Genomic DNA, 24,721 nt, shown 5'->3' with positions numbered 1-24,721 from the left:
GGTTCGGGGGCGTCGCACTCGGAGAGGTGGCCGGTCCGAGGGGCGGGCCGGTCGGAGGCTCCGAACGGGATCGGAGGGTGCTGCGCGGAATCGTGGTGGTCCGCGGAGCACCACGACCACCCGTCGGAGCCTCCGACGGGTGCGTGGGGCAGGGGGTTGGGGTGGGGGTGGGGGGAGAGGGGGCGGGGGGCCAGTGGGGTGGGGCTGGTCAGGCGTCGAGGTGGAGGTGGCGGAGGACCGCCAGGACGCGGCGGTGGTCGCCGGCGTCGGGGGCCAGGCCGAGCTTGCCGAAGATCGACGTCACGTGCTTCTCGACGGCCCCGTAGGACAGCACGAGGGCGTCCGCGATCGCGCCGTTGGACCGCCCCTGCGCCATGAGGGCGAGCACCTCCTGCTCGCGGGGCGTGAGGCGCGCGATGCCGGGGTCGACCCGGGCGGCGCCCATGAGCTGGCTGACCACCTCGGGGTCCAGGACGGTGCGCCCGGCGGCGATGCGCTCGAGGGCGTCGAGGAACTCCGCGACGTCCGCGACCCGGTCCTTGAGCAGGTAGCCGACGCCCCGGGCGTCCCCGCCGAACAGCTGCGCCGCGTACCGCGTCTCGACGTACTGCGAGAAGAGCAGCACGCCGACGCCGGGGTGCGCGGCCCGCAGCGCGAGGGCCGCGCGCAGCCCCTCGTCGGTGAACCCCGGGGGCATCCGGACGTCCACCACGGCGACGTCGGGCGCGCGGCCGGTCGCGGCGAGCAGGGCGACCTCGCGCACCAGCGCGTCGCCGTCGCCGACGGCCGCGAGGACCTCGTGGTCCCGGCGGGTCAGCAGCGCGGCGAGGCCGTCGCGCAGGATCACGGAGTCCTCGGCGATCACGACCCGCACGGCGCCCCGTCCCCCGCCCCGCGGCGGGGCGATCACGTGGGCCGTCATCGGGTCACGCTCAGCGGCAGGTGCACGGTGACCACCGTAGGCCCGCCCGCCGGGCTGTCGACGTCGAGCGAGCCGTCCACGGTCGCGACCCGGTCGGACAGCCCGGCGAGCCCGGACCCGCCGGACGCACCCGGCAGCGCGAGCCGCGCCCCGCCCCGGCCGTCGTCGCGGACGCGCACCCGCAGCACCCCGTCGACGACGTCGGCGCGGACGGCGGCGGCGGTGGCGCCGGAGTGCCGCACGACGTTCGTCAGCAGCTCCGCGACGGCGAAGTACGCGATGGTCTCGACCTCCGGCGCGGGGCGGCCCGGCAGGTCGACCTCGACCGCGACGGGCACCGGGCACCGGGAGGCGAGCGTCGCCAGCGCCACCGCGAGCCCGTCGTCGAGCGCCGGCGGGTGGATGCCGCGGGCGATGTCGCGCAGCTCGACGAGCGTGTCCTTGAGGGCGCCGTGCGCGTCGTCGAGCAGCTCGAGCGCCTCGGCGCCGGCGGCGTCCGCACCGGCGCCCGCCAGCCGCTCGCGGGCGTCGCCGATCTGCATGGCGACCGCGACGAGCCGCGCCTGGGTGCCGTCGTGCAGGTCCCGCTCGATGCGGCGCAGCCGGGCGTCGGCGTCGGTCACGGCGGTCCCGCGGCTCTGCTCGAGGAACCGCACCCGGAGGCTCGCCGCGCTCGGCCCGAGCAGCGCGGCGCTGAGCAGCCGGAACAGGTGCCCGAACGCCAGCGTCATCCGGTGCCACACCAGCAGCGCCACGAGCCCGATCGCGATGAGGATCCACTGCCGCAGCGGGGTGTCGACGAAGTAGCCGTCGGCCAGCTGGGCTCCGCGGTGCATCCGGCCGTCGGGGCCCTCCTGGGCGGGGAGCCAGCGGTACCAGAACCAGTGCGTGGTGCCGCCGAGAGCGACTGCGAGGAACGCCACGGAGACGGTGAACGAGACGATGGCGAGCGGGAGCGACAGGGCGCCGAAGGCCAGCGCGCGCCAGCCCGCCCCGTCGCCGAGCAGCGCGCCGACGCGGCGCCAGAAGCCCCGCACCCGCCGGCGGGGCAGCGGCGGCGCCACCGCCACGCGCAGCATCCCCCGCGCCATCCCCCGGTAGAGCCCGCCCCACGCCCGGCCTGCGACGACGACCCAGCCGGCGAGGAACAGCCCGAGCACGGTGACCGCGAGCGACGGCGGGAGCACGACGGCGAGCACGGCGTGCGCGAACGCGAACGGCGCGAGCAGCAGCGCCAGGCACAGGTAGCCCATCTCGCGCCACGTCCGGGTCATCACCCCCGGGCGCCAGAGCGCGCCCCGGGCGAGCTCGGCGGTGCGGGAGACCGGGGCGGCCGGCTGGCTGGTGGACATCGGGGCGGGTGCTCCTCGTGTGCGGGACGGGCGGGGCGGGACAGCGACGGGACAGGTGCCGGCGGGGCAGCGCGGGCCGGGTGGCGGGCGCCGTCGACGACGACCCCATCGTCCCGCGCCGACCCTCCGGCGCGGCACCCGGTGCGCCCGCCGGTCCACCCGGGGGCTGTCCCCCGGCCGGGGCGCGGGCGCACCGGGCCACCGCCCGCAGGTCACAAACCGATAACGATCCAAGATTCGGTAAAGTCGCAGGTCAGAGGGCATGGGCAAGACCCAGGTCGTCCCAGGATCCACCGGATCAGCACGTTCTCGCCTCGACTCCGTCGCCGACATGGGGCACGGTGGAGCACGACCAGATCGACGATCGGTCGGTGCGTGACGCCCTCGCCGGGGTCCCCGCAGCGCCCCTCACCGGGCCGCCGCAGCGGGGCCCGTGGAGCGCCCGCCGCCGCGCAGACCCGCATCCGCCGGGGACCCGCGCGGCCACCGGCCGCCGACGTGCCCGCTCCGCCCCCGGAGCGTGCCCGCCCGGGCTCACGAGGCCCGCCGCGGCGGGGAGCGCGTCATGAGAGACGAGGTGGATGTGTGACCGGACTGCGCGTCGAGGGCGTGTACAAGGTGTTCGGGCGACGACCCGGCGAGGCCGTGAAGCGGCTCCGGGACGGCGCGTCCCGCGACGACGTGCGCCCCTGGGGCACGGCGGCGGTGATCGACGCCGACCTGGAGATCCGGGCCGGCGAGACGTTCGTCGTCATGGGCCTGTCGGGCTCCGGCAAGTCGACGCTGATCCGCATGCTGAACGGGCTGCTCACGCCCACGGCGGGCCGCGTGCTGCTGGACGACGACGACCTGGGTGCCGTCAGCCCGGCCCAGCTCCGCAGCATCCGGCAGCGCAAGGTGAGCATGGTGTTCCAGCACTTCGCGCTGCTGCCGCACCGCACCGTGCGCGACAACGCCGCCTACCCGCTCGCGCTGCAGGGCGTGGACCGGGACGAGAGCCGCACCCGCGCCGACGAGGCGCTCGCGATGGTCGGCCTGGACCAGTGGGGCGACGCGCTCCCCCACGAGCTGTCCGGCGGCATGCGGCAGCGGGTCGGCCTGGCCCGCGCGCTGGCCGCCGACACCGACGTGCTGCTGATGGACGAGGCGTTCTCCGCCTTGGACCCGCTGATCCGCCGCGAGATGCAGGACCAGCTCCTGGAGCTGCAGCAGTCGCTCGGCAAGACGATCGTGTTCATCACCCACGACCTCAACGAGGCCATGTACCTGGGCGACCGCATCGCGATGATGCGCGACGGCCGGGTGGTGCAGGTCGGCACGAGCGAGCAGATCCTGTCCGCGCCGGCGGACGACTACGTGGCGCAGTTCATCGCCGACGTGGACCGCACCCGGGTGCTGACCGCCTCCTCCGTGATGCGCCGCCCTGCCGCCGTGGCCTTCGCCGCCGGCGGGCCCCGCCTCGCGCTGCGGACGATGCGCGACGCGCAGGTCGCCGCCGCCTACGTGGTGGACCGCTCGCGGGTGCTGCACGGCATCGTGCGCGACGCCGACGCGGTCGAGGCGACCCGCGCCGGCCGCGAGACCCTGGACGGCCTGGTCGACACCAGCCTCACGTCGGTGTCGGTCGACACGCCGCTGGCCGAGGTGTTCGCGCCCGCGGCCGAGTCGCCGCTGCCGGTGCCGGTCACGGACGACAAGGGCCGCCTGGTCGGCGTGATCCCCCGGGCGACCCTGCTGGAGGCGATGGTCCCGGCGGACACCGGCACCCCGCCCCGGGGCACGCCGACGGCCGACCAGCGCTCGACCCCGGCCAGTACCGGCGCCCCCGCCGGTACCGGCGTCCCCGCCGACCCGACCCCGGCGGACGCCACCACCGCGGCCCCCTCCGCGGGGCGGCACGACGAGGAGGTGACCGCGTGAGCGCCGCGACCCTCGCCCTGGACGCCACGGGCACCGGCATGCCGCGCCTGCCGCTCGGCGAGGCCGTCGAGGGCGCCATCGACTGGGTGACCACGACGTTCGACCCGGTGTTCGACGCGGTCAAGACGGTGTTCGAGGGCGCCTACGACGGCCTCGACACCGCCCTGAGCGGCCCGCCGTTCTGGTTCGTCGCGGTGGCGCTCGCCCTGGTGGCGCTGTTCGCGAAGGGCTGGAAGCTCGCCGTCGGCACCCTGGTCGGCCTCGTCGTCGTGGCGGGCGTCGACCAGTGGGGCAACGCCATGGACACGCTCGCCCTGGTGCTGCTGGCCTCCGCGGTCGCGCTGGTGATCGCCGTGCCGCTCGGCATCTGGGCGGCGCGCGACGACCGGGTCTCGCGCACGGTGCGGCCGGTGCTCGACTTCATGCAGACCATGCCGGCGTTCGTGTACCTGATCCCGACGGTCGTCATCTTCCGCGTCGGGGTCGTCCCGGGCATCGTCGCCACCGTGATCTTCGCGATGGCGCCGGGCGTCCGGTTCACCGAGCTCGGCCTGCGGCAGGTCGACCGCGAGGTCGTCGAGGCCGGGCACGCCTTCGGGTCCACCGAGGGCCGCATCCTCCGGCAGATCCAGCTCCCGCTGGCGATGCCGACCATCATGGCCGGCGTCAACCAGGTGATCATGCTGGCGCTGTCGATGGTCGTCATCTCCGGCATGGCCGGTGCACCCGGCCTCGGCCGCGACGTCGTGCAGGCGCTGCAGCGCGTGAACGTCTCGCTCGGCTTCGAGGCCGGCCTGTCGGTCGTGATCCTCGCGATCTTCCTGGACCGCGTCACCTCGGCGCTCGGCACCCGGTCGCGCACGGCGCGCGCCGTCGCCGCCGCCGCACGCGCCTGACGCACCTTCACCCGCGGGGCCCCCGCCCCGCACCCTTCCCCACCCCGACCGGGTGCCGGTACCGTGCCGCGCACCCACGAAAGGACCCCATGCGCACCCGCACCCGTCGTCCCGTCCTCGCCGCGTCCGCGCTCGCGCTCGGCCTCGCGCTGACCGCCTGCGCCTCCGACGGCTCGGGCTCCTCGGACGACGAGAACCGGCTGGAGAACGGCGACCTGCCCGAGGTCTCGATCGGCGTCCACTCCGGCTGGGACGAGGGCATCGCCGTGTCCGCCCTGTTCCAGACGATGCTCGAGGAGGACGGCTACACCGTCGAGTCCCAGGAGGCCGACGCCGGCGTCGTCTACACCGGCATGGCCGGCGGCGACTTCGACGTCAACTTCGACATGTGGCTGCCGACCACGCACGCCGACTACCTCGAGAAGTACGGCGACGACCTGGAGCAGCTCGGCGTCTGGTACGACGACGCCCGCCTCACCATCGCGGTGAACGAGGACTCCCCGATCACGTCGCTCGACGAGCTGGCGGCGGACGCCGACGTCGTCGGCAACCGGATCGTCGGCATCGAGTCGGGCGCCGGCCTGACCCGCATCACCCAGGACGAGGTCATCCCGACCTACGGCCTGGAGGACATGGAGTTCGTGGTGTCCTCGACGCCGGCGATGCTCGCCGAGCTCAAGGGCGCCACCGAGGCGGGCGACGACATCGCGGTGACGCTGTGGCGGCCGCACTGGGCGTACGACGCCTACCCGATCCGCGACCTGGAGGACCCGGAGGGCGCGCTGGGCGACGCCGAGGAGATCCACACCGTGGGCCGGACCGGCTTCTCGGAGGACTACCCGACGCTGACCAAGCTGATCGAGGCGTTCACGCTGACCGACGAGCAGCTGTTCTCGCTCGAGAACCTCATGTTCAACGAGGACGGCGGCAGCGACCCGGCGGCGTCCGCGGCGCAGTGGCTCGAGGACAACCCGGACTTCGTGACGGACCTCAAGGAGGCGGCCGGCGTCTGAGCCGACCGCTCCCGCGACGGAGCCCCCCGTGCCGGTGCGGCGCGGGGGGCTCCGTCGTGCTCAGGCCTGCGGCACCTCGGCGCGGAACCGGGCGACGAGGGCCTCGCCGGCCCGCACCGCGGCGGCGACGTCCCCCTCGGGGACGTGCGCGAGGCGCAGGCAGCCCCGCACGACGGCGTCGGCGTAGGCGGCGCGGGTGCCGTCGTCGCCCCACTGCCGCTGGGAGATGATCCCCTCGACGAGCCCGAACGCGAGCTCCAGGTCGGCGTCCGCGAGCGCCGCGGTGTCGACGCCCTGCGACGCGAGCACGGCGGCGCACAGCTCGCGGTAGTGCCGCCGCAGGGCGACCTGGCTCTCGCGGGTCTCGGCGAACTCGGTCTCGGCGATGTCGAGCAGCCGGTAGACGACGTGCAGGTTCCACCGGTCGCGCAGCAGGCCGTCGAGGTCGTACCGGGCCAGGGCCGCCAGCGCCGCCGTCGGGTCGGGCGCGCCACCGTCCGGGCCGGCGGTGCGCAGCCACTCGGCGAGCTGCACGGACGGCGCGACCGTGCCCTTGAGCAGCGAGCGCAGGATCTGGCTCTTGTCCGCGAAGTGGTAGTACAGGGACGCCTGCTTGATGCCGACGGCGTCCGCGATCTGCCGGGTCGTCGTCTCCGTGTAGCCCTGGGAGCCGAACAGGGAGGCGGCGGCCGCGAGGATCTCGTCCCGCGTGCTGAGCGCGCTGTCCTTGCGGGGGGCGGAGCGGGGGCGGCCCCGGCGGCGCGGCGGCGCGGGCGGCGCCGGCGCGGACGGGGACCCCGGACCGGTCAGGTCGGTCGACGCCTGGTCAGGCACGGGCGGGCGTCCTCTCGGCGTCGGCGAGCGTGTCCTTCACGACCCGCCCATCCTGCACCACGAGGCGCACCCGCCGCGGGTCCGCGAGCGCCGCGATGCTGGTCAGCGGGTCGACGTCGGTCAGCACGAGGTCGGCGCGCCGGCCGGGGGCGACGGTGCCCACCTGGTCGTCCACGCCGAGCATCCGGGCGGCCCCGGACGTCCCGGCCACGAGCGCCGCGGCGGGCGACAGGCCGTGCTCCACCAGCAGCGCGAGCTCCGCGAGGTTGCTCCCGTGGGCGACGACGCCGGCGTCGGTGCCGAGCGCGACGGGGATGCCCGCGGTGAGCGCGGCGTGCAGCCGCTCGCCGGCCTGCTCGCGCAGCGCGCGGCGCTTGGCCTCGACCCAGGGCGGCGCGCCGGCCGCGACGGGGCGGGTCAGGGTCGCGAGCGTCGGGACCAGCCAGGTGCCGCGCTCCCCCATGAGGTCGATCGTGGCGTCGTCCACCAGGTAGCCGTGCTCGATGCTGCGCACCCCCGCTCGGACGGCCGCGGCGATGCCGGCGGCGCCCTGGGCGTGGGCGGCGACCCCCACGCCCCCGTGCCGCGCGGCCTCCTCGACGACCGCCCGGAGCTCCGCTTCGGACAGCCCGCCGGACTCGGGCGTGCTGCGGGGGCTGCCGGTGCCGCCGGTGGCCGCGACCTTGACCCAGTCGGCGCCCTGCCGGATCACCTCGCGCACGGCCCGCACGAACTCGGCCGGCGAGTCCGCGACGGCTCCGGCACCCGGGCCCGTGTCGAGGGCGACGCCGTCGACCGTGCGCCAGTCCCCGTGGCCGCCGGTGACCGACAGGATGCGGATCGCCACCTGCAGCCGGGGCCCGCGCACGAGGCCCTGCTCGACCGCCTCGCGGAAGCCGGAGTCGGCACCGGCGAGGTCGCGCGCGGTCGTCACGCCGGCGTCGAGCGTCGCCGACAGGTGCGGGACCGCGCGCAGGGTGAGCAGCGACTCGGGCGCGAGGACCGTCGCGAGGGCGTCGGCGCCGGGCAGCGAGCTCACGTGCACGTGGCAGTCGAGGAACCCGGGGAGCAGGGTGCGGCCCGCCGCGTCGACCACCCGGAGCGCGCCGGGGTCGGGGTCGGCCGGTCGGACCACGGTGCCCGTGGGACCGACCGCGGCCACCAGGCCGTCGGAGACGAGCACGTCGGTGCCCGGCGCGGGCGGGGCGCCGGTGCCGTCGAGCAGGCGCACGTCGCGGAGCAGGAGGTCGGTCACCGCGTCAGGCTAACCCATTACCTGTCACCGACAGATTTTACGTGCGCGCAACATGCGGCAACCCGGGCGCAACGCCCCGCGGCTACTTTTCCGATCACCGACAGGAAATCGCGTCGGACGCACCACCCCCGCGGCACCGGCCACGGACCGCACCCCCCTGCACCCCACCCCCTCGGCGTCGCGGCCCCGTCCCCCGCCGCTGCGCACCCCTGACCGAGAGGCACCGAGCATGAGCCCGAGCACCCGTCAGCCCGCGCGGCACCGCCGCGCCCCCCGCACCGCCGCCGCGGCCGGCGCCGCCCTCGCGGGCGTGCTCGCCCTGACCGCCTGCGGCCAGAGCGGCACGGTCGGCGGCAGCACCGCCGCGGGCGACGACACCTTCACCGCCGTCATGCTCACCGGGTACACCACCCCGCCGGACCCCGACGTCAACTACGACGGCCCCGGCCTCAACATCATCGAGAACACGTACGAGGGGCTCGTCGCGTACGCCGACGGCGTCGAGGAGCCGACGATCGTCCCGGAGCTCGCCGAGGAGTGGACCGTCTCCGACGACGGCCTGACCTACACCTTCACGCTGCGCCCGGACGTCACGTTCCACGACGGCACCGCGCTGACGTCCGAGGCGGTGGCGGCCTCGTTCGAGCGGCGCACCACCGTCGACGCCGGCCCGGCGTACATGGTCGGCGACGTGGTCTCGGTCGAGACCCCGGACGACCTCACCGCCGTCGTGACCCTCGCCGCGCCCAACGCCGCGTTCCTCGACTACCTCGCCTCGCCGTTCGGCGTGAAGCTCATCAGCCCCACCGTGCTCGAGGAGCAGGCGGGCGACGACGCGGCGCAGACCTACCTCACGACGCACGACGCCGGCACCGGCCCGTACGAGCTGACGGCGGTCGAGACCGGCGAGCGCTACGAGCTGACGGCGTACGACGGCTACTGGGGCGACGCCCCGGCGATCCCGTCCGTGGAGATCCAGGTCGCCGAGAACGCGTCCGCCGCGCAGCTCCAGCTCGAGCGCGGGGAGATCGACGCGATCCTCGGCAACCTCAACAAGACGTCCTTCGAGTCGTTCGCGGACAGCGACGAGGTCACCACCTCCACGTTCCCGAACTTCACGACGCAGATGGTCTACGTCAACCCGGGCTCCTCCTGGCTGCCGGACGCCGCCGCACGCGAGGCGCTGTTCGCCGGCATCGACAAGGAGTCGGTCGTCGCCGAGGCCATGGGCAGCCTGGAGGTGCCGACCGACCAGCTCTTCCCGCAGGGCATGGTGGACGCCGGCATCGACGACCAGGGCATCGCGTACGACGCGCAGGCCTGGGACTCGCTCGGCACCCCCGCGTCCGGCACCGTGCGGATCGCGTACGCCGGCTCGAGCGCGGACGGCAAGGCCGTCGCCGAGGAGCTCGGCTCGCGGCTGAGCACCGCCGGCATCCCGGCGGAGGCGGTCGCGTACTCCGCCGGCACCATCTACGGCATCGCGGACGAGGGCGCCGACGGACCCGACCTCGCGGTGTTCTCGGTGTTCCCCGACGCCGGCCACCCGGACGCGTGGGCGGGCATCATCTACACCCCGTCCGGCGGCCTGGACCTGTTCGGCGCCGAGGTGCCGGGCCTGGGCGACCTGCTCGACGCGGCGCGCGCCGACACGGACGTCTCCGCCTACGCCCCGGTCGCCGCGGCGATCAACGAGACCCGGTACTGGTACTCGATCGGCTCGCTGAACACCACCCTGCTCACCACGCCGGACGTCACCGGCACGCAGGAGGCGCAGAACGTCCTCGAGTACAACGTGCTGCACTTCGCGGCCCTCGGGCGGTCCTGACCCCCGAGCACCACCCCGGGCGGGGCGGCCACCCGCCCCGCCCGGGCCCCGCACCCGTCCCCCGACCCCGTGGAGGGAACCCCATGACCGCCACCGCCACCGCCCCGGTGCTGCGCGTCACCGGCCTCGACGTCCGCCTCACGCGCGACGGCGAGCAGGTGCACGCCGTGCGCGGCGTCGACCTGACCGTCGAGCGCGGCGAGGTCGTCGGTCTCGTCGGCGGGTCCGGGTCGGGCAAGAGCATCCTGGGCCTGTCGGTGATGGGCCTGCTGCCGGCCTCGGCCCGCCCGGTCCTGGCCGGCGAGGTCCACCTGGCGGGGGTCGACATGGTGCGCGCCCCGCAGGCGGAGCGCCGCGCCGCCCGGCGGGCGCACGTCGGCGCCGTCTTCCAGGACCCGATGACGTCGCTCGACCCGACCATGACCATCGGCCGCCAGCTCGGCGAGGTCACCCGCGACCGCGCCCACGCGCTGTCGCTGCTCGAGGACGTCGGCATCCCGCGCGCGGCGGACCGCCTCAAGGCCTACCCGCACCAGCTCTCGGGCGGCCTGCGGCAGCGGGTCATGATCGCGCTCGCCGTCGCCCGCCGCCCCTCGCTCATCCTCGCCGACGAGCCGACCACCGCGCTGGACGTGACCGTGCAGGCGCAGATCCTCGAGCTGCTGCTGACGCTGCGCGACGACATCGGCTGCTCGATCGTGTTCGTGACGCACGACCTCGGCGTCGCCGCGCAGGTGTGCGACCGGATCGCGGTCATGCAGCAGGGCCGGATCGTCGAGTCGGCGGGCGTGGACGAGGTGTTCGACCGCCCCGCGCACCCGTACACCCGGGAGCTGCTGCGGTCCCGCATCGACCTGCGGACCCCGCGCGACCGCCCGCTCACGGCGGCCCGCGCCGCGACCGCGCCGCGACCGGACGCCCCGGGCGAGGACCCCGCGGTCGGCGCCGACGGCGTGCTGGACCTCGCGCCGGGCGCGCCGGCCCCGGAGCTCCCCGCGGTCTGGCCGCCCGTGGTGCTGCGCGAGACCGCCGCGGTGACCGTCCGGGACGTGCACCGGGTCTTCCGCAGCGGACCGCCGTGGCGCCGCCGCGAGCTGCCCGCCCTGCGCGGCGTCGACCTGGAGGTGCGCGCCGGCGAGGCCGTCGCGCTCGTCGGCGAGTCGGGCTGCGGCAAGTCGACGCTGCTGCGCGTGGTGGCCGGGCTGGAGACCACGACCTCGGGCGAGGTCGCGCTGGCCGACGGCGCCGGGCCGCAGATGGTGTTCCAGGACGCCGGCGCCTCGCTCACCCCGTGGCTGCGCGTCGGGACCATGCTGGACGAGCGCCTGCGGTCCCACGTCACGGGCATGTCGCGCGCCGCCCGCCAGGACCGCGTGCTCGACGCCCTGCGCACCGTCGGCCTGCCGCCCGAGGCGGCCCGCGCCCGCGGCGACCAGCTCTCCGGCGGCCAGCGCCAGCGCGTCGCGCTCGCCCGGGCCGTCATCGTGCCGCCGACCGTGCTGCTGTGCGACGAGCCGACCAGCGCCCTCGACGTCTCGCTCGCCGCGACCGTCCTCGACCTCATCGGGCGGCTGCGCCGCGAGCTCGGGATGTCGGTGCTGTTCGTCACGCACGACCTCGCCGCCGCGCGGATCGTCGCCGACCGGATCGCCGTCATGCGCGAGGGACGCATCGTCGAGGTCGGCCCCACCGACGACGTCTGCGAGCGCCCCCGCGACGGGTACACCCGCACGCTGCTGGGCGCGATCCCCGGCCCGCAGCACCGCCGCGACCGCGTCCCCTCCACCACGGGAGCCAGCCGATGACCACCGCCGACCTCGCCGTCACCCCGACCGGCACCCCGGGCACTGCTGGCCCCACGGGCCCCGCCGGTCCCACGGGCCGTGCCGCCCGCCGCTGGGCCCGGGTCACCGCGGTCCGGCACCGCGCCTTCGGCGTCGACCTGGCCGCGATCGTCGTCCTGCTGCTGATCGTCGCGGCCGCCGCGGCGGCCCCCGTGCTGGCGCCCCACTCCCCCGTGCTGCGCAGCGGCGAGGCGTTCCTGCCGCCGCTGAGCCCCGACCACCTGCTCGGGACCGACGCGCTCGGCTACGACATCCTGTCCCGCCTGCTCTACGGGATGCGGTCCAGCCTGCTGGCCGCCGCGGTCGTCATCGCCTCGGGGGTCCTCGTCGGCGGGCTGGTGGGCCTGCTCGCCGGGGCGCTGCCGGGCTGGGTGGACACCCTGCTCATGCGGACCACCGACCTGTTCCTGGCGCTGCCGGGCCTGGTCATCGCGATGGCGGTCGCCGCGGCGCTGGGGGCCTCGTTCACCTCCGCGCTGATCGGCGTCGCCGTGGTGTGGTGGCCCCTGTACGCGCGGCTCGTCCGCGGCGAGGTCCGCGCGTGGGCCGCCCGCCCGCACCTCGAGGCCGCCCGGCTCGCGGGCACCCCGTGGGGCGCCCGGGTCACGCGCCACCTGCTGCCGGGGGTCCGCTCGACGATCGTCGTGGCCGCGAGCCTCGACGTGGGCGGGCTCGTGGTCGCGCTGTCGGGGCTGTCGTTCATCGGCCTGTCCTCGCCGGCGCCGGCCCCGGAGCTCGGCGCGATGGCCGCCCAGGGCATGGCGTACCTGCTGCAGGCGTGGTGGGTGCCGATCTTCCCCGGCCTGGCGGTGCTGGTGATCGCGCTCGCGGCGAACCTCGCCGGCGACGGGGTCCGCGACCTCATGCGGGGCCGCTGATGCCCGCGCCCGCCCTCCCCCCGTCCCCCACCCCGCCCGCGAAGGAGGCCCCGGCATGGTGATGTTCCTGGTCAAGCGGCTCGCCGCCACGCTCGGCGTGCTGCTGGCGCTCACCATGGCGCTGTTCGGCCTCCAGGAGGTCAGCGGCGTCGACCCCGCCAAGGCGTACGTGGGAGCGAACGCCTCCGCGGACGCGGTCGCCGCCGCCCGGGAGCGCCTCGGCCTCGACGAGCCGCTCGCGCAGCGCTACCTCACGTACCTCGGCGGCGTGCTGCACGGGGACCTCCAGAACTCGCTGCGCAGCCGCACCCCGGTGGCCGAGAACCTCGCGCAGGTGCTCCCCGCCAGCCTGGAGCTCGCCGCGTGGGTGCTGGCGATCGCGCTGGTGCTGGGCGTGGCGTTCGCCGCGCTGACGACCCTCGCGTGGCGCGGCGCCGGCATCGTGCGGGTCGTGCTGCTCAGCGGCGCCGCCGCCCCGACGTTCCTGCTGGGCATGGTCGCGCTGCTGGTGTTCTACGCGCAGCTGGGCTGGGCGCCGTCCGGCGGTCGCACCGGCCTGCGCGACGCCCCCGCCGGCCCCACGGGGTTCCTCGTGCTCGACGGCCTGCTCCACGGGCGGTTCGACGTCGCCGGCGACGCGGTGGCGCACCTCGCGCTGCCGGCCCTGTGCGCCGCGATCTCCCCCGCCGTGGCCATCGGCCGGGTCCTGGTGGACGGGCTCAAGGCGAACATGGCCGCCGACCACGCCCGCACGGCCCGCGCGGCCGGCATGAGCGAGCGGCAGATCCTCGTGCGGCACGCCGTCCGCAACTCCCTCGGACCGACGCTGTCGATGGTCGGCATCCAGGCGGGGATGCTCCTGGCCGGGCTCGTGGTGGTCGAGAAGATCTTCGACTGGCCCGGCGTCGGGTCCTACCTCGACAAGTCCGTCGCCGCCTCCGACTTCCCGGCGATCGCCGGCGTGGCCCTGGTGCTGGGCGTCGTCTACGTCCTGCTCAACACCGTCGTCGACTGCCTGCAGGCCGCCGCCGACCGCCGCATCGCCCTCACCTGACCCCCGCCCACCCCCGCCCACCCCCATCCGCCGAGCTCGGCAGTCCGCTGCCGAGGTCGGCACCTGGACCTGCCGGGCTCGCACTGCCGAGCTCGGCCCCCGTGCACCACCGGAAGGAACCACCATGAACGTCACCGGCAACGCCGTGCTCATCGTCGTCGACATCCAGGGCGGCGACGTCGAGCGCGCCGAGTCCCGCACCGAGATCCCCTACATGCCGGGACGCACCGAGCGGGCGCCGCGCGTGCGGAAGATGATCGCGACCTGCCGCGAGCAGGGCGTCCCGGTGGTGTGGATCCAGGAGGTCCACAAGCCCTCCCTCATCGACATCGGGCGCGAGCTCGACGGCGCCGAGGGGCCGCACTGCGTCGAGGGCTGGCCGGAGACGGAGCTCGCGCAGGGCCTGGACCCCCGGCCCGACGAGTTCCTCATCCGCAAGCGCCGCTACTCCGCGTTCTTCGGCACGGAGCTCGAGATCGTGCTCAAGGCGTACCGGGCGGACACGGTCATCCTCATCGGCGGCCTGACCGACGTCTGCATCCACTACACGGCGGTCGACGCCCACCAGCACGACTACCGCGTCCGCGTCGTCACCGACGCCGTCGGCGGCTCCACGCAGGAGGCGCACGACGCCGCGCTGAACGCGATCCACTACCTGCAGCGCGACGCCCTCGTCACCGCCGAGGAGGTCCAGGAGTGGCTGGCCACCGCCACCCCGAACCCCGAGGTGCAGCGCGCGCTGGCCACCACCGCCCAGGCCGTCTGAGGGAGGACCCGATGACCATCTCCACCGCCTCGCCCACCGGCGCCCGCGACCACGCGCGCGCCCAGGGCGGCACCGTGGTCGAGACCATGCCGACCGTCCCGGCCGCCACCGCGGACCACTGGCCGGCCGACGTGGCCCCGGCGGACCGGCTGCACGCCGAGACCGTCGCCGGGGGGAACTACACGACCGTCGTGCTCGCGCGCGGCTCCGTGCTGGAGCTGACCGACCTCGAGGGCGACGCCTGCGCGCACCTCGTCCTCGTCCACGCCGGGCAGCCCGACGAGCGGCTCAACGTGGCCGACACCGTCAAGATCCAGTGGCAGGCGTACCTGGGCGCCGGGTCGATGCTGCTGTCCGACCGGGGCCGGGTGCTCGCGACCGTCGTCGAGGACACCTCGGGCCGGCACGACACGTTCTGCGGCACGTCCTCGCGGGCCGCGAACGAGGCCCGGTACGGCGACGGGTCCCCCCAGGGCGGCACGCCCGCCGGGCGGGAGCTGCTGCTGCTCGCCGCTCTGAAGAACGGCCTGGACGCCCGCGACGTGCCGCCGAGCCTGTCGTTCTTCCAGGGCGTGCGGATCGCCGGGGACGGCACCACGGCGTTCACCGGGTCGGCCGGCGCCGGCGCCCGGGTGCGGCTGCGCCTGGAGCTGCCCTGCGCGGTGCTGCTGGCGAACGTCCCGCACCCGGTCGACCCGCGGCCCGAGTACGTCTCGACGCCGCTGCGCGTGCGCGCCTGGCGCGGGACCCCCGCGGACCTCGACGCACCCGAGGCCACCGCGACGCCGGAGGCGGCGCGCGCCTACGCCAACACCATCGACCACGCCCGCGCGAGGGGACTGTGACCATGACCGAGACCACCGCCCGGACCGCCACCGCCCCGACGTCCCCGGCCCCGTCGGCCGACGCCCTGCCCGCCCGGCTCGCCGGCGCCACCGTCGTCCTCGACCAGGTCGTGCCCCGGCGCTCCCCCTGGTCCGCGGTCGTCCGCGCCGGCCAGGAGCTGACGATCGTCGACCTCGAGGGCAACCAGGCCGTCGACTGCCTGCTGTACGACGCCCACGACACCTCCGTGCGGTACTCGGCGTCCGACACCGTCGCCGCGCAGCGCAACGTGTACCTGGTCGCCGGGTCGGTGCTGCGCGCCGGCACCGGGGACCCGCTGATGACGCTGGTGCACGACGAGGTCGGGCGCCACGACACCATCGGAGGCGCGTGCTCCAAGGAGTCGAACTCCCTGCGGTACGGCCACCACACCGTGCACCAGCACGCCTGCGTCGAGAACTTCCTCGCCGAGGGCGCGCGCTGGGGCCTGGGCAAGCGCGACCTGGTGTCGAACATCAACTGGTACATGAACGTGCCGGTCGAGGCGGACGGCGCGCTCGGCATCGTCGACGGCATCTCCTCCCCCGGCCTGTCGCTGACGCTGCGCGCCGAGCGCGACGTCCTGGTGCTGGTGTCGAACTGCCCGCAGGTCAACAACCCCTGCAACGGGTTCGACCCCACGCCGGTGCGGATGATCGTCACCGGGGGCGCCGCGTGACCACGCCCGTCGACGGCCTGGCCGCGGTGGGCCGGGCGTACGCCCGGATCGCCGAGGTCGACCGGCCCGAGGTGTGGATCCACCTGCGACCCCGGGCGGACGTGGAGGCCGACGTGCGCGCGCAGGCCGACCGGGCGGCGGCGGGCGAGGACCTGCCGCTGCTCGGCCGCCTCGTGGCGGTGAAGGACAACATCGACGTCGCGGGCCTGCCGACGACCGCGGGCTGCCCGGGCGCCGCGTGGACCCCCGACGCCGACGCCACCGCCGTCGCCCGGCTGCGGGACGCGGGCGCCGTGGTGCTGGGCAAGACCAACCTCGACCAGTTCGCGACCGGTCTGGTCGGCACCCGCAGCCCCTACGGCGCGGTGCGCTCCGCCGACCACCCGGACCGCGTCTCCGGCGGCTCGTCGTCCGGGTCGGCGGTCGCGGTCGCGCTCGGGGTCGTCGACCTGGCGCTGGGCACCGACACCGCCGGGTCGAACCGGGTGCCGGCGGCGCTGCAGGGCGTCGTCGGGGTGAAGCCCACCCCCGGGCTGGTCCCGACGACCGGGGTGCTGCCGGCGTGCCGCTCGCTCGACTGCGTCGGCGTGTTCGCGCGCTCCCTGCCGCTGGCCGCCCGGGCCGTCGCGCTCATGTCCGGCCCCGACGGCGTGGACGCGCTGGCGCGGCCCGTGCCGGCCGACGCCCCGCTGGCCGCGACCGCCCGCCCGGTGCTCGCCGTGCCCCGCGCCGAGGACCTGACCGCGCTCGCACCGCTGTGGCGGGACGCGTTCGCCGCGACCACCGACCGCCTCCGGGACGCCGGGTGGCGGCTGCGCGAGGTCGACCTCACCCCGTTCCTGGCCGCCGCCCGGCTGCTGTACGACGGCGCGTTCGTCGCCGAGCGGTACGCCGCCGTCGGCGCGCTCGTGGACGCCGCACCCGAGGGCCTCGACCCCGTGGTCACCCGCATCATCGGCGCGGCGCGCGACCTGCCTGCGCACCGGTACGCGGCCGACCTCGTCACGCTGGCCGGGCTGCGGAGCGCCGCGGAGACGGCCCTCGGCGACGCCGACGCGATGCTCCTGCCGACCACCACGCACCACCCGACGCTCGCCGAGGTCGCCGCCGACCCGGTCGGCGTGAACTCCCGCCTGGGGACGTTCACCAACTTCTGCAACCTGTTCGGCTACGCGGCCGTCGCCGTCCCCGTCGACGCGGGGGCCCCGGGCGAGCGCGTCGGCGTGACCGTGCTGACGCGCGCGTTCGCGGACGCCGCGGCGCTGGACCTCGCGGGGCGGCTGCTCGCGCTCGCGGGCCCGCGGGCGTGGGAGGTGCTGGACGACCGGCGCGACGACGGTCTCGGGGCCGCCGCCGCGGCCGCGCTGTCCACCGGGGCGGACCGGGCCGTCGACCTGCTGGTCGTCGGCGCCCACCTGTCCGGCCTCCCGCTGCACGACCGGCTCCGCCGGCACGGCGCGCTCCCGCTCGGCGAGGTCCGCACGGCCCCGGGCTACCGGCTGGCGGCGCTCGGCGACCCGCTCGGCCGGCCGGGGATGGTCCGCGCACCGGGAGCGGACGGGCAGGTCACGGGCGAGCTCTGGCGCCTGCCCCGGCCCGCGCTCGCGGACCTGCTCGCGGAGAGCGCACCGCCGCTGGGCCTCGGCTGGGTGGACCTGGCCGACGGGCGCACCGTGCTCGGCTACCTGGCGGAGGACGTGGCCGTGCGCGGGCTCACCCCGGTGGCCTCGGGCTCGTGGCGCGACCACGCGGTGACGGCGTGACCGCCGGGACGGGGCTCGCGCCCGGGTCCGGCACCGCCGGGCACGCCGCCACGGCGCCGCCCGCGCCCGCGGGGCGACCGCCCCGGCTCTGGCCGATGGCCACCGGGACGTTCGCGATCGGCTTCGGCTCGTACGTCATGGCCGGCCTGGTGCCGAGCGTGTCCGCCGACCTCGGCGTCTCCGTGACCCAGGTCGGCACCCTCGTCGGCGTCTACGGCTTCACGTACGCGGTCTCGACCCCGCTGCTCACGCTGGCGGTCGGCCGGGTCCCGCGCCGCCTGCTCATGTGCGTCGCGCTCGGGCTGTTCGCCCTGGCCGCTGCCGGCACCGCCCTGGCGACCACGTACACCCAGGTCGCCGTCCTGCGGGGCCTCTCGGCCGTCGCGGCCGGCGGGTTCACGCCGACCGCCACGGTGCTCGCCGCGCGGCTCGCGCCGCCCGGGGGCCGGGGCCGCGCGGTCGCCACGGTCTTCGGCGGCCTCACGACGGCCACGGTGCTCGGCGCCCCGGCGGGCAACCTGCTGGGCCCGGTGCTCGGCTACCGCGGCGTGTACGCGCTGGTCGGGGTGCTGGCGCTCGTGGCCCTCGGGAGCGTGCTGCTGCTGGTGCGGACCGCGCCCGCCACCGCTCCCGGCCCGGCGGACGACGACGCCGCGGCCGTCCCCGCGCCGCCGCCGGGCGCCGCGCTCCCTCCGGCCGCCGCGGTCCCGCCGGTCCCCGGTGCGGCCCGGCCCGTCGCCGTCCCGGACGCCCAGCGGCCCGGTGCCGGCCCCGCGCTGCCCGGCCTCGTCGCCGTCGTGCTCGGCGTGTCGATGCTCGAGACCGCCGCCGCGCTCATGGTGCAGACCTACGCGTCGCCGCTGCTCACGGACCTGGCGGGGCTCACCGGCGCCCTGCTGAGCGCCGTGCTGCTGGCGTACGGCGTGGCGGGCGTCGCGGGCAACGTCGTCGGCGGGCGCCTGGCGGACCGGTTCGGCGCGGCGCGCAGCATCGTCCTCGCGCTCGGCACCTCCACGCTGGCGCTCCTGCTGCTCACCCCCGCCACCGCGACGGCGTGGACCGCCCTGGCGGTGTTCGCGCTGTGGGGCTTCGCGGCCTGGGCGATGAACTCGCCGCTGCAGAACGTCCTGCTGACGCTCGCGGGCCGGCACGGGCAGCTGGTGGTCGCGCTGAACTCGTCGATCATCTCGCTCGGCACCGGGCTCGGCGCGCTCGCCGGCGGCTGGGTCGTCGCCGGGCCGGGCTACGCGCTGCTGGGCGCGGTGGCGGCGGGCGTCATGCTCCTCGCCGTCGTGCTGGTGGCGCTCGTCTCCCGCCGCCCGGCGGTCGCCCGCGTCTGACGTCCGGCGTCGTCAGCGGCCCGCGGCCCGCGGCTCCCCCATCAGCCGCGACGCCATCCGGTCCCACTCCTGCACCAGGTCGAGCCCCTCGGCGTCGCGGAGCCACCGCAGCTGCACGCCGTCCATCGCCGCGAGCACCTCGCGGGCGAGCACCCGCGGGTCCTCCGGGGTGCCGTCCGCGACGGCCGCGGCGGCGAACAGGTCGAGCGCCCACTGCTCGCGCGCGAGGAAGTAGTCGTGCGCGGGGTGGGCCGGGTCGAGGGACTCCCCGTTCAGCACGGTGTACAGCCGCACGATCTCCGGCTGCTGCGCGTTGCGCTCGACGAGGGCCGCGCAGAGGTCCCGCAGGCCGACCGCGGCGTCCTGGCCGGAGTCGAAGACGTCGGCGTCGACGCCGAGCAGCTCGGCGAGCCGGGCCAGGTCGACGGCGTCGCGGTACTCGAGCACGGCGACCAGCAGCTGCTCCTTCGACCCGACGTGGTGCAGCACGCCGCCCTCGGTGATCCCGCAGGCCAGCGCGACGTCGCGCAGCGTCAGCCCCCAGAACCCCCGCTCGGCGATGAGGCCGGCGGAGACGGTGAGGATCTGCGTCAGCCGGTCCGACGCGCTCATCCGCGAGCGCGTGGTCCGCGGCGAGTACGCGCTGGCGGTGGGGCTGTGCGGCACCTGGTCTCCTCGGTCGTGCTGCCTCGCCCATTGTGGCAGAGACGGCTCCCGCGCTACCGTACTGAATACTGAATGAGCACTCAGTAACAGACTGGGCGCCCCTCGACGACGAGTGGAGACTCATGAGCACCACCCCGTTCCAGCGCGCCACCGCCGCGGTCGCGGCCGGCGCCCCCGCCGAGGCCGAGGCCGCGCACCTCTACGAGGCCCTGACCGACGACGAGCGCCTCGACCTCCTCGACGGCGACACGCCGTTCTGGGAGGGCATGTCCTCGTTCGTCACGGACGGCTACAACGTCGAGCCGTACGTCATGGGCGCGGTCCCCCGGCTCGGCGTCCCCGGCATCCGGTTCGTCGACGGCCCGCGCGGGTGCGTCGTCGGGCACGCCACGGCGTTCCCCGTCTCGATGGCGCGCGGCGCCACCTGGGACGTCGCCCTCGAGGAGCAGGTCGGCGAGGCGATCGGCGCCGAGCTGCGCGCCCTCGGCGGCAACTTCTTCGGCGGCGTCTGCATCAACCTGCCCCGGCACCCCGCGTGGGGGCGGGCGCAGGAGACGTACTCCGACCAGCCCGCGCTGCTCGGCGAGATGGGCGCGGCCCTCACCCGCGGCGTGCAGCGGCACGCCATGGCCTGCGTCAAGCACTACGCGCTCAACTCGATGGAGAACGCCCGGTTCTCGGTCGACGTCACCGCCGACGACGTGACGCTGCACGAGGACTTCCTGCCGCACTTCCGGCGGGTGGTCGACGAGGGCGTCGCCGCCGTGATGAGCTCCTACAACTCGGTCAACGGCACGTGGGCCGGGCAGAACGAGCACCTGCTCACCACCGTGCTGCGGGAGGAGTGGGGCTTCACCGGCACCGTCATCACGGACTTCATCTGGGGCATGCGCGACGGCACCGCCGCCCTGCGCGCCGGGCTCGACGTCGAGGCGCCGTTCCGCCAGCAGCGGGGCGCGCACCTGCGGGCCGCGCTCGACGACGGCACCGCCTCCTGGGCGGACGTCCGCCGCGCCGGCCACCGCATCCTCGCCACGCAGCTGCGGCACTACGCCGGCCGGGTCGAGGCGGAGCCCACGACGGACGTCGTCGCGTCCGCCCCGCACACGGCGCTCGCCCGGGACGCCGCCCGCCGCGCGATGGTGCTGCTGCGCAACGAGGACGTCGCCGGCGCCCCCGCGCTGCCCCTCGACCCCGCGTCGCTGCGGTCGCTGGCCGTCGTCGGCCGGCTCGCCGACCGGGCCAGCACGGGCGACAACGGCTCGTCCGACGTCCGCGCCCCGTACGTCGTCACCCCCCTGGAGGGCCTCACCGCGGCGCTGCCGGGCGTCGACGTCCGGCACACCCCGGGCAGCGACCCCGAGGCGGCCGCCCGGGCCGCCGCCGGCGCGGACGCCGCGGTCGTCGTCGTCGGGTTCACGGCCGAGGACGAGGGCGAGTTCGTCGACGGGTCCCTCGCGACCCGGGGAGAGCTCGTCGCCCTGTACCCGGACCCGGAGGGCCCGCAGGAGACGGCGTGGCAGGACCACGTCATGACGGCGATGGGCAGCGGCCTCAGCGTCGTCGGCGCCGGCGCCGCCGGGGGCGACCGCCGCGACCTGCACCTGCGCCCCGAGGACGTCGCCGTGGTCCGCGCGGTCGCCGCGGCCAACCCGCGCACGGTCGTCGTCGTGGTCACCGCGGGCGCCGTCCTCATGGAGGAGTGGCACGACCAGGTGCCCGGCGTCCTGCTGTCCTGGTACTGCGGCATGGAGGGCGGCCACGCCCTCGCCGACGTGCTCACCGGCGCCCACAACCCGTCGGGCCGGCTGCCGTACGCGATCCCGGCCGACGCCGCGCACCTGCCCGAGCTCGACATCGACGCGACGGCGGTGACGTACGACCGCTGGTTCGGGCAGCGCCTGCTGCAGCACCGCGGCGTCGAGGCGCTGTACCCGCTCGGGTCGGGCCTGTCGTACACGACGTGGGCGACGGACGCGCTCGCCGTCGACGAGGTGGACCCCGTGGGCCGGCGCCTGCGCGGCACCGCGACGGTCACCAACACCGGCGACCGGGACGGCCTCCACGTGGTCCAGGTGTACGGCACGCGGCTCGACGGCGACCGGGCCGGTGAGCGCGAGCTGCTCGGCTTCGCCACCGTCGAGGTCGGAGCGGGCGGCTCCGCGACCGTGCCGCTGGACGTCGACCTGACGCCGCTGGCCCGCTGGGACGCCGGCGCGGCGCGGACCGTGCTGCCGGCCGGCGGCGTCCGCGTCGAGGCCGGCGCGCGCTGGGGCGACCCCGGCGCCGCCACGGCGGTCGTCACCCTCTGACGTCCCCCACCCGGCACCGGACCGGTGCGGCCCCGGCCGCGCCGGTCCGGACCCGGCCGACCCCTGCCACCGCGCGGGCCGGCCCGCACCACCCGACCGGCACCATCCCCCGCTCTTCTCGACGACGAGGACGACCCATGCCCACCACCCTCCCGGCCGCCGACGCGGCCGCCCCCACCGACGAGCAGCAGACCCGCGTGCCCGTGCGCCTCGGCATCGCGCTGGCGCTCGGGTGCTTCCTCTGGCTCGGCCCCTACCTGGGGGTCAACGCCGTCCTGCTCCCCGCGCGCATCGCGGAGATCGCGCCGGACGACAAGACCTCCGTCGTGGCGCTGCTCGCCACCGTCGCGATGATCGTCGCGACGCTCGCCAACATCGTCATCGGCGCGTTCTCCGACCTGACCCGCTCCCGGTGGGGCCGGCGCACGCCGTGGCTGCTCGCCGGCTCGGTCGGCTCCGCCGCGATGCTGCTCGTGGTCGGGCGCGCGTCCTCGGTGGGCGCCCTGCTGGTCGCCTGGGCGGTGTACCAGGTGTTCCTCAACGCCATCGTGGCCCCGCTGATCGCGGTGATCTCCGACCGGATCGCCCCGCGGCACCGCGGCACCATCTCGTCGGTGTACGCCTTCGGCTACTCCGCCGGGCTGTACGGCGGCCAGATCATCGGCGCGCAGTTCCTCGGCGGCATCGGCGCGGGCTTCGCGGTGCTCGCGGGCCTCACGCTGCTGTCCGGCCCCGTCGCCGCGCTCATCATGCGCGAGCCGTCCAGCCGGGACCTCCCCCGCCGCCGCGTGAGCCGGGACATGCTGCTCGACTCGTTCAGCCTGCCGCGGCGCGACTGCCGGGACTACTACCTGGCGCTGTTCGGGAAGTTCGCGATCATCTCCGCGACGTTCGCGGTCTCCGGCTACCAGCTGTACATCCTCACCGACTACATGGCGCTCGGCGAGGGCACCACCGCCGGGTACATCTCCTCCATCGCGACGATCCTCATGGTCACGGCCCTGGTGATGTCCGCGGTCTCGGGCCCGGTCTCCGACCGGCTCGGGCGCCGCAAGCTGCCCGTGGTCGTCGCCGGCGTCCTCGTCGCGATCGGCGTGCTGGTGCCCGCCGTCTCCCCCAGCCCGTGGACGATGCTCGTCTACGCCGTGGTCGCCGGCATCGGCATGGGCGCGTTCAACGCGGTCGACCAGGCGCTCAACGTCGAGGTGCTGCCCGACCAGGAGACCGCCGCCAAGGACCTCGGCGTGCTGAACCTCGCGAACACCGGCGGGCAGATCGTCGGGCCGATCGTCGCCGCGGCCGCCATCTCGGCGGTGGGCTACCAGGCGATGTTCCCGGCCGCGGCCGTCCTGGCCCTCGTCGGCGCGGGCCTCATCCTCGCGATCCGCCGCGTGCGCTGACCTCCGTCCCCCCGCCCCCTGCCCCCTGCCCCCTGCCCCCTGCGATCGGATCCGTTCGCACCGACACGCCGGGCGTGTCCGGTCGGACGGATCCGATCGCCTCCTCCTGGGAGGAGCGGGCGGGCCGTGCCGGTGGCCCGAGGCGGGGGCGGTCAGGGAGCGGGAGCCGTGGCGTGGCGCAGGTCCGGCTCCAGGTAGATGACCCGGGCGATCGGCACCGCCGACCGCACGCGCTGCTCGGCCGCGTCGATCGCCGTCGCGACGTCCGCCGCGGAGTCGGTGGCGTCGACCTCGATCTTCGCCGCGACCAGCAGCTCCTCCGGGCCCAGGTGCAGGGTCCGCAGGTGGATGACCGACGGCACGCCGGCTCCCACCAGGGCGCCCCGGATCGCCTCGACGTCGCGGCGGGACGCGGACTCGCCGAGCAGCAGGCTCTTCGTCTCGACGGCCAGCACCACCGCGATGACGACCAGCAGCACGCCGATCGCCGCCGACCCGACGGCGTCCCAGCGCCCGTCGTCGGTGACCAGCGTCATCGACACGCCGAACAGCGCGAGCACCAGGCCGATCAGCGCGCCGAAGTCCTCCAGCAGCACCACCGGCAGCTCCGGCGCCTTCGCCGTGCGGATGTACGACACCCAGCCCTGCTTCCCGCGGGTGTGGTTCGCCTCGCGGATGGCGGTGCGGAACGAGAAGCCCTCCATGCCGATCGCGGCCAGCAGCACGACGATCGGCACCCACTGCCACGACTCGATCGGGTGCGGCTCCGCGAACTTGTGCCACGCCTCGTACAGCGCGAACAGGCCACCGAGGCTGAACAGCACGATCGCGACGATGAACGCGTACATGTAGCGCTCGCGCCCGTAGCCGAACGGGTGCTCCTCGTCCGCGGCCCGCCGGGCCCGCCGGCCGCCCAGCAGGAGCAGCAGCTGGTTGCCGGAGTCGGCCAGGGAGTGCACCGACTCCGCGAGCATCGAGCTGGACGAGGTGAGCAGGAACGCGACGAACTTCGTCACCGCGATCCCGAGGTTCGCGGACAGCGCCGCGATGATCGCCCTGTTCCCGCCGCCGTGCGCCATGCCGGTCCTCCCGCTGGTGGTCGGGCGACCACCGTCCCCCGGGGCCGACCTGCGCG

The 24,721-nt window shown here is 75.9% G+C and carries 20 protein-coding genes; 14 read left to right on the top strand and 6 right to left on the bottom strand.

The genetic code is table 11. The annotated features are described in order from the left end of the window. Positions 1 to 208 precede the first annotated feature (208 nt). Both P9841_RS16940 and P9841_RS16935 read right to left on the bottom strand, forming a co-directional pair. Entirely contained in the window at positions 209 to 874 is a 666-nt protein-coding gene (locus P9841_RS16940; protein ID WP_283321993.1) for a response regulator transcription factor, read from the bottom strand. A gap of 44 nt (positions 875 to 918) precedes the next feature. Further along, positions 919 to 2,274 (bottom strand): sensor histidine kinase, encoded by a 1,356-nt coding sequence (locus P9841_RS16935; RefSeq protein WP_283319753.1) that lies wholly within the window; start codon positions 2,272 to 2,274, stop codon positions 919 to 921. Positions 2,275 to 2,859: 585 nt separating this feature from the next. On the opposite strand from P9841_RS16935, the gene P9841_RS16930 reads away from it, so the two are divergent. The 3 genes from P9841_RS16930 (at position 2,860) to P9841_RS16920 (ending at position 6,103) form a co-directional block, all read left to right on the top strand. Further along, on the top strand, positions 2,860 to 4,194 hold the full coding sequence (locus tag P9841_RS16930) for a quaternary amine ABC transporter ATP-binding protein (RefSeq protein WP_283319752.1): 1,335 nt from the start codon (positions 2,860 to 2,862) through the stop codon (positions 4,192 to 4,194). Positions 4,195 to 4,232: 38 nt separating this feature from the next. After that, positions 4,233 to 5,090 carry an ABC transporter permease gene (locus P9841_RS16925; protein WP_283321992.1) on the top strand — a complete coding sequence of 286 codons (858 nt, stop codon included), beginning with the start codon at positions 4,233 to 4,235 and terminating at the stop codon, positions 5,088 to 5,090. Positions 5,091 to 5,179: 89 nt separating this feature from the next. Further along, on the top strand, positions 5,180 to 6,103 hold the full coding sequence (locus tag P9841_RS16920) for a glycine betaine ABC transporter substrate-binding protein (RefSeq protein ID WP_283319751.1): 924 nt from the start codon (positions 5,180 to 5,182) through the stop codon (positions 6,101 to 6,103). A gap of 60 nt (positions 6,104 to 6,163) precedes the next feature. Here P9841_RS16920 and P9841_RS16915 read toward each other — a convergent pair whose 3' ends face one another. Both P9841_RS16915 and P9841_RS16910 read right to left on the bottom strand, forming a co-directional pair. Next, positions 6,164 to 6,937 (bottom strand): TetR/AcrR family transcriptional regulator, encoded by a 774-nt coding sequence (locus P9841_RS16915; RefSeq protein WP_283319750.1) that lies wholly within the window; start codon positions 6,935 to 6,937, stop codon positions 6,164 to 6,166. Continuing rightward, a complete protein-coding gene (locus P9841_RS16910) occupies positions 6,930 to 8,192 on the bottom strand; it encodes a metal-dependent hydrolase family protein (RefSeq protein ID WP_283319749.1) in 1,263 nt (420 codons plus the stop codon). Before P9841_RS16910 ends, P9841_RS16915 begins: the two co-directional genes overlap by 8 nt. Positions 8,193 to 8,421: 229 nt before the next feature. Here P9841_RS16910 and P9841_RS16905 point away from each other — a divergent pair, with 229 nt between their 5' ends. From P9841_RS16905 to P9841_RS16865, 9 genes are all read left to right on the top strand, one after another. Further along, positions 8,422 to 10,020 carry an ABC transporter substrate-binding protein gene (locus P9841_RS16905; RefSeq protein WP_283319748.1) on the top strand — a complete coding sequence of 533 codons (1,599 nt, stop codon included), beginning with the start codon at positions 8,422 to 8,424 and terminating at the stop codon, positions 10,018 to 10,020. An 83-nt stretch (positions 10,021 to 10,103) separates the two neighbouring features. Next, a complete protein-coding gene (locus tag P9841_RS16900; RefSeq protein WP_283319747.1) occupies positions 10,104 to 11,825 on the top strand; it encodes an ATP-binding cassette domain-containing protein in 1,722 nt (573 codons plus the stop codon). Then, a complete protein-coding gene (locus P9841_RS16895) occupies positions 11,822 to 12,742 on the top strand; it encodes an ABC transporter permease (protein WP_283319746.1) in 921 nt (306 codons plus the stop codon). The genes P9841_RS16900 and P9841_RS16895 overlap by 4 nt, the downstream gene beginning before the upstream one ends. Positions 12,743 to 12,797: 55 nt before the next feature. Continuing rightward, complete coding sequence (locus P9841_RS16890; protein ID WP_283319745.1) at positions 12,798 to 13,796, top strand: ABC transporter permease; 999 nt, start codon at positions 12,798 to 12,800, stop codon at positions 13,794 to 13,796. A gap of 124 nt (positions 13,797 to 13,920) precedes the next feature. Next, positions 13,921 to 14,562, top strand: coding sequence for a cysteine hydrolase family protein (locus P9841_RS16885; RefSeq protein WP_283319744.1), 642 nt, complete (start codon positions 13,921 to 13,923; stop codon positions 14,560 to 14,562). Between the two features lie 11 nt (positions 14,563 to 14,573). Next, positions 14,574 to 15,407 (top strand): urea amidolyase associated protein UAAP1, encoded by an 834-nt coding sequence (locus tag P9841_RS16880; RefSeq protein WP_283319743.1) that lies wholly within the window; start codon positions 14,574 to 14,576, stop codon positions 15,405 to 15,407. Between the two features lie 2 nt (positions 15,408 to 15,409). Then, positions 15,410 to 16,105 (top strand): urea amidolyase associated protein UAAP2, encoded by a 696-nt coding sequence (locus P9841_RS16875; RefSeq protein ID WP_283319742.1) that lies wholly within the window; start codon positions 15,410 to 15,412, stop codon positions 16,103 to 16,105. Further along, positions 16,102 to 17,868, top strand: coding sequence for an allophanate hydrolase (gene atzF / locus P9841_RS16870; protein ID WP_283319741.1), 1,767 nt, complete (start codon positions 16,102 to 16,104; stop codon positions 17,866 to 17,868). Before P9841_RS16875 ends, atzF begins: the two co-directional genes overlap by 4 nt. After that, positions 17,865 to 19,208, top strand: coding sequence for an MFS transporter (locus tag P9841_RS16865; protein WP_283319740.1), 1,344 nt, complete (start codon positions 17,865 to 17,867; stop codon positions 19,206 to 19,208). The genes atzF and P9841_RS16865 overlap by 4 nt, the downstream gene beginning before the upstream one ends. Before the next feature lie 12 nt (positions 19,209 to 19,220). Here P9841_RS16865 and P9841_RS16860 read toward each other — a convergent pair whose 3' ends face one another. Further along, positions 19,221 to 19,874, bottom strand: coding sequence for a TetR/AcrR family transcriptional regulator (locus P9841_RS16860; protein WP_283319739.1), 654 nt, complete (start codon positions 19,872 to 19,874; stop codon positions 19,221 to 19,223). Positions 19,875 to 19,996: 122 nt separating this feature from the next. Between P9841_RS16860 and P9841_RS16855 the strand changes: the two genes are divergently transcribed. Both P9841_RS16855 and P9841_RS16850 read left to right on the top strand, forming a co-directional pair. Beyond that, positions 19,997 to 22,186 carry a beta-glucosidase family protein gene (locus tag P9841_RS16855; protein ID WP_283319738.1) on the top strand — a complete coding sequence of 730 codons (2,190 nt, stop codon included), beginning with the start codon at positions 19,997 to 19,999 and terminating at the stop codon, positions 22,184 to 22,186. A 137-nt stretch (positions 22,187 to 22,323) separates the two neighbouring features. Then, complete coding sequence (locus tag P9841_RS16850; protein WP_283319737.1) at positions 22,324 to 23,586, top strand: MFS transporter; 1,263 nt, start codon at positions 22,324 to 22,326, stop codon at positions 23,584 to 23,586. A 152-nt stretch (positions 23,587 to 23,738) separates the two neighbouring features. On the opposite strand, the gene P9841_RS16845 is transcribed toward P9841_RS16850, so the two are convergent. Next, positions 23,739 to 24,665: a cation diffusion facilitator family transporter gene (locus P9841_RS16845; RefSeq protein WP_283319736.1), complete on the bottom strand. Its 927-nt coding sequence runs from the start codon at positions 24,663 to 24,665 to the stop codon at positions 23,739 to 23,741. Positions 24,666 to 24,721 lie beyond the last annotated feature (56 nt).

This window comes from Cellulomonas sp. ES6, from assembly GCF_030053835.1.
Lineage (GTDB): Bacteria > Actinomycetota > Actinomycetes > Actinomycetales > Cellulomonadaceae > Cellulomonas.
This window is presented reverse-complemented; position numbering and strand designations above follow the sequence as displayed.

What these genes read in the sequence shown, in the direction of transcription:
- P9841_RS16925 (WP_283321992.1), top strand. Translation starts at nt 4,233, where the DNA reads ATGCCGCGCCTGCCGCTCGGCGAGGCCGTCGAGGGCGCCATCGACTGG.
- P9841_RS16890 (WP_283319745.1), top strand. Translation starts at nt 12,798, where the DNA reads ATGGTGATGTTCCTGGTCAAGCGGCTCGCCGCCACGCTCGGCGTGCTG.
- P9841_RS16845 (WP_283319736.1), bottom strand. Translation starts at nt 24,665, where the DNA reads ATGGCGCACGGCGGCGGGAACAGGGCGATCATCGCGGCGCTGTCCGCG.
- P9841_RS16850 (WP_283319737.1), top strand. Translation starts at nt 22,324, where the DNA reads ATGCCCACCACCCTCCCGGCCGCCGACGCGGCCGCCCCCACCGACGAG.
- P9841_RS16855 (WP_283319738.1), top strand. Translation starts at nt 19,997, where the DNA reads ATGAGCACCACCCCGTTCCAGCGCGCCACCGCCGCGGTCGCGGCCGGC.
- P9841_RS16875 (WP_283319742.1), top strand. Translation starts at nt 15,410, where the DNA reads ATGACCGAGACCACCGCCCGGACCGCCACCGCCCCGACGTCCCCGGCC.
- P9841_RS16900 (WP_283319747.1), top strand. Translation starts at nt 10,104, where the DNA reads ATGACCGCCACCGCCACCGCCCCGGTGCTGCGCGTCACCGGCCTCGAC.
- P9841_RS16895 (WP_283319746.1), top strand. Translation starts at nt 11,822, where the DNA reads ATGACCACCGCCGACCTCGCCGTCACCCCGACCGGCACCCCGGGCACT.
- P9841_RS16880 (WP_283319743.1), top strand. Translation starts at nt 14,574, where the DNA reads ATGACCATCTCCACCGCCTCGCCCACCGGCGCCCGCGACCACGCGCGC.
- P9841_RS16885 (WP_283319744.1), top strand. Translation starts at nt 13,921, where the DNA reads ATGAACGTCACCGGCAACGCCGTGCTCATCGTCGTCGACATCCAGGGC.
- P9841_RS16905 (WP_283319748.1), top strand. Translation starts at nt 8,422, where the DNA reads ATGAGCCCGAGCACCCGTCAGCCCGCGCGGCACCGCCGCGCCCCCCGC.
- P9841_RS16920 (WP_283319751.1), top strand. Translation starts at nt 5,180, where the DNA reads ATGCGCACCCGCACCCGTCGTCCCGTCCTCGCCGCGTCCGCGCTCGCG.
- P9841_RS16935 (WP_283319753.1), bottom strand. Translation starts at nt 2,274, where the DNA reads ATGTCCACCAGCCAGCCGGCCGCCCCGGTCTCCCGCACCGCCGAGCTC.